This window comes from Mesorhizobium sp. (assembly GCF_041661565.1).
Lineage (GTDB): Bacteria > Pseudomonadota > Alphaproteobacteria > Rhizobiales > Rhizobiaceae > Mesorhizobium.
Window position 1 is genome coordinate 1 of the sequence record NZ_JBAZUD010000241.1, and the last position, 3,935, is coordinate 3,935.

Consider the following 3,935-nt stretch of genomic DNA (forward strand, 5'->3'; position numbering starts at 1 on the left):
GCGAGCAGTTCCAGCGTCTGGGTTTGCAGCCCGGCAACGGCGACAGCTATTTCCAGACCGTGCCGATGGTCGAAACCACGGTCGACCTGGCTAACAGCAATATGTCCGTGCGGGTGGCCGGAAAATCCCACGACCTGGCCTTCGGCGAACAGATGGTGCTGACCACGCGCACCGGCGCCGCTGATGTCCATGTCGGCAACGCGCCGATGGTCTTTGTCGGCTACGGCGTCAATGCACCGGAGCAGGGCTGGAACGATTACGCCGGCATCGACGTCAAGGGCAAGACCGTAGTCATGCTGATCAACGACCCGGGATTCCACAGCAACGACGCCAGCCTGTTCGAGGGCCGGCGCATGACCTATTACGGACGCTGGACCTACAAGTACGAGGAAGCCGCGCGGCAAGGCGCCGCGGCCGCCATCCTCATCCACGACACCCCGGGCGCCGGTTACGGGTGGGACGTGGTCAAGAACAGCTGGAGCGGCCCGCAGTTCGACCTGGCGCCCAGCGACGATCCGGCGCCGCGACTTCCGCTGCAAGGCTGGATCACCGGCGACACTGCGAAAACCTTGTTCGCCGATGCCGGCCTGGATGTCGATGCGCTGCGCGTGGCCGCCGGCAAGCGTGGCTTCAAGGCGGTGCCGATGACCAAGGCGCGGTTCGAAGCCAAACTCAAGAACAGCATCCGCCTCGCGGCGTCGCGCAATGTGATCGCGCGCTTGCCCGGTAGCAAGCGGCCGCACGAGGCCATCGTCTACACAGCGCACTGGGATCATCTGGGCACGCATCCTGACGAGCCGGGCGACAACATCTACAACGGCGCCATCGACAACGCCACCGGTGTTGCCGGCGTGCTGGAGATCGCCGAGCAGTTCACGGTGCAATCGCCCAAGCCCGAACGCAGCGTGCTTTTCCTCCTGGTCACGCTGGAAGAATCCGGTCTGCTTGGCTCGGCCTACTACGCGGCGCACCCGGTGATGCCGATGGCCAACACCGTCGCGGTGGTCAACCTCGACGCCATGCCCGTGATTGGCCAGACCCGCGACCTGGTGGTGGTCGGCCTGGGCAATTCGGAACTGGAAGACATCCTGCGGCCGATCGCCGCCAAACAGAACCGGACTCTGGTCCAGGAAAGCGCGCCGGAAAAGGGCACGTTCTTCCGCTCCGATCACTTCAACTTCGCCAAGGCCGGCGTGCCGGCCCTGTACGCCAAGGGCGGCATCGACCACGTGGAGCAAGGTCGCGACTACGGCCTGGCCGTGCTCGACGACTACACGGCGAGCCGTTATCACAAGGCCACCGACAACTTCGACCCGAACTGGGACCTGCGCGGCGTCGTGCAGGACCTGACGGCGCTGTACGGCGTCGGCAAATCGCTCTCGCTGAGCCAGGCCTGGCCGAACTACCGCGAAGGCAACCCCTTCCGCGCCACCCGCGACGCCTCCCGCGCCAAGAACTAGCGCCCCTGTAGGAGCGGCTTCAGCCGCGATTCCCCAAAACTTGACATATGCATAAATGTGCATCTATGCTCCACGTATGCCAAAACTCCGCACCCGCACCCAAATCGCCAACGCCAGTATCGACATCCTCGACACGGAATTCTTTCGCGCGCTTTGCGAACCGGCCCGCGTGCAGATCTTCCGGCAGCTGATCCTGAAAGGCCGCTCCGATGTCGGCACCATCGCCGCGGAAATGCCGCAAGACCGATCGGTAATCGCGCGGCATCTCCAGCAAATGGAACGGGCCGGGCTGCTGCGCTCGGAGACGGACGGTCGGCACACGTTCTATGAAATCGACGGTCCCGCCATCGTCTCCCGCGTCGACGGCATCGCTGCCCTGATTCGGGCGATGGTGCCACTCTGCTGCGATCGGACGGCGTCATGAAACCTGAAGTCTTGGTCGGCCTGGTCGTGCCCGCGGCATTCCTGGTCCTGCTCGCCATTGAATCCCGGATTGCCGTCAGGCAGTTCGAGCCAGTGCGCCGATGGGCGCTCACCGGCACACTGTTCTTCCTCCTGGTGATGGCGATCGGCGCACTGACGCCCCTGCTTCTGCCTTTGGCGGGACTCCAGACCGGCCGCTGGCTCGATCTGAGCGGCCTGGGCATGCTCGGAGTCGTGCCGGGTCTGCTGGCCGCGACGTTTCTGTTGTATTGGTTTCATCGCGCCGAACACCGCTTCGACTGGTTGTGGCGCGCCACGCATCAACTGCACCACAGCGCGTTGCGCGTGGACATATTGGGCGCGTACGTTGCGCACCCGCTGGAAGTCCTGGTGAAGGTGTCGGCGAGCACAAGCTCCAGCGTTTACTTGCTTGGCCTGACGCCGATGGCGGCTGCATTGGTGGGTGTGATCTCGGCGCTGCTCAGCCTGTTCCAGCACTGGAACATCCGCACGCCGCGCTGGTTGGGCTATGTGATCCCGCGTCCGGAATCGCATTGTCTGCATCACGAACGGGACCGGCATGCGCGCAACTACGGCGACTTGCCATTGTGGGACCAGTTGTTCGGCACATTCGAGAACCCGCGCGTGGACTTCGACGGACAAGTTGGCTTCGATCCGTCCAGCCGAATCGGCATCGTCGACATGCTGCTGATGCGCAGCGCGGCCTCGGCGCGGGCCGCCGCCTGTAGGAGGCCGCTTGCGGCATCGTGCCTCACGCGGCACTCGCACATCCATGTGCTTCGCGGCTTTAGCCGCGATTTCCCACGCTAACCGCGCCCAGCCAGGCGCTGCGCGGAGCTGCCGATAGGCGTGACTTCCGCCGAATGGGTGTCGATGAACTCGCGCAAGGCCGCGGCGACGTTGCCGGGTTGCGCCATCATCGGCATGTGCCCGCAGCCGGCGAACAGCACGGTCTGGCTCTGCGCCAGACCGCGATGGAAAATTTCCGCGGCGCTGACGTCGATGACGCGATCATCGCGGCACCAGAGCAACAGCACCGGCGCACGAATCCGGCCCATTTCGGACTCCAGCGTGAATGCCTCGGGACCCCGGCCGATCGAATCGAGCACCTTCTGTTCGAACTGCACGTCCAGCCGCCGCTTGCGCACCATCGCCTCATCGGCGGGCCAGGGCACGAATGGCGGATCCTCGAACACGATGCCCAGGTAACGATGCAATTCGGCGCGCGTGCGCACTTCGAACGGATTGCGGCCGGCCATGACTTCGCGGCCGAAGGAATTTTCCTCGAACCTGACGCCGGCCGACGACATCAAGGCGATCGGTCCGACCAGGTCCGGATGCCGCGCGCCGAGCAAGCCGAGAAATTGGCCGCCCATCGAGTGACCGACGACCAGCGCCGGTCGCTCGTTGAAGTGGCGCAGGAATTGCGCAATTCGCTCGACCTGTTCGCTGGGTCCGTAGCTTTCGTCGGCCCGGCGTTCGCTCTCGCCCCAGCCCGGCAGATCGGGAGCGATGACCCGATGCGTCCTGGCCAACTCGCGCATCAGGGGCAGCCAGTTCTCCTTGGCGCCGGTGAAGCCGTGCAACAGCACGATCAACGGACCCTGGCCTGCTTCCAGGTAGGTCCAGCGATGGTCGCCAACGCGCACGGAGTGCACGCTGGCGCCGGCCAGCCAGCGCTGCCGCGCAAACTCGGCGTCCAGAACGCGCCCAGGCATGGCCCCCGCCACGCCCAGCGTGGTCAGGGCCAGTCCCAGCGATACCGCTAACGCAACGTGCTTTCTCGCCATCAGCTCAAGGCTTGGCCTCGGCCTTGGCCTTGGCCTTGGCTTCGGCCAGGGTCTTTTCCACCGAACCAATCGTGATCGGGTGATAGGCCGGGCGCGCCTTGGCGAAAACTTCCCCGGCGAAAGCCAGCCCGTCGGGAGTCGCAACAAGCGCGCCGTAGATCGGCATGACCAGCTTGCGACGGCCGATGCGGCTGAGGAATTCGGTGATCGCCGGACGCGCCTTGGTGTAGCCGCTACGCAC

General features: G+C 65.1%; 5 protein-coding genes. 3 read left to right on the forward strand and 2 right to left on the reverse strand.

Annotation, left to right across the window (positions count from 1 at the left end; translation table 11 throughout):
- Positions 1–65: 65 nt before the first annotated feature.
- The 3 genes from WC739_RS24820 to WC739_RS24830 all read left to right on the forward strand — a co-directional run bounded on the left by WC739_RS24820 (position 66) and on the right by WC739_RS24830 (position 2,714).
- The gene (locus WC739_RS24820; RefSeq protein WP_372955634.1) at positions 66–1,460 is read left to right on the forward strand and encodes a M28 family metallopeptidase; all 1,395 of its coding nucleotides are present in this window, start codon (positions 66–68) and stop codon (positions 1,458–1,460) included.
- A gap of 76 nt (positions 1,461–1,536) precedes the next feature.
- A complete protein-coding gene (locus WC739_RS24825) occupies positions 1,537–1,884 on the forward strand; it encodes an ArsR/SmtB family transcription factor (RefSeq protein ID WP_372955635.1) in 348 nt (115 codons plus the stop codon).
- A complete protein-coding gene (locus WC739_RS24830) occupies positions 1,881–2,714 on the forward strand; it encodes a sterol desaturase family protein (RefSeq protein WP_372955636.1) in 834 nt (277 codons plus the stop codon). Before WC739_RS24825 ends, WC739_RS24830 begins: the two co-directional genes overlap by 4 nt.
- On the opposite strand, the gene WC739_RS24835 is transcribed toward WC739_RS24830, so the two are convergent.
- Together WC739_RS24835 and WC739_RS24840 are read right to left on the reverse strand one after the other, a co-directional pair.
- Positions 2,711–3,622 (reverse strand): alpha/beta fold hydrolase, encoded by a 912-nt coding sequence (locus WC739_RS24835; protein ID WP_372955637.1) that lies wholly within the window; start codon positions 3,620–3,622, stop codon positions 2,711–2,713. The genes WC739_RS24830 and WC739_RS24835 overlap by 4 nt on opposite strands.
- 76 nt (positions 3,623–3,698) lie before the next feature.
- Positions 3,699–3,935 (reverse strand): leukotriene A4 hydrolase C-terminal domain-containing protein (locus tag WC739_RS24840; protein WP_372955638.1); only part of this gene is annotated, 237 nt, incomplete at its 5' end.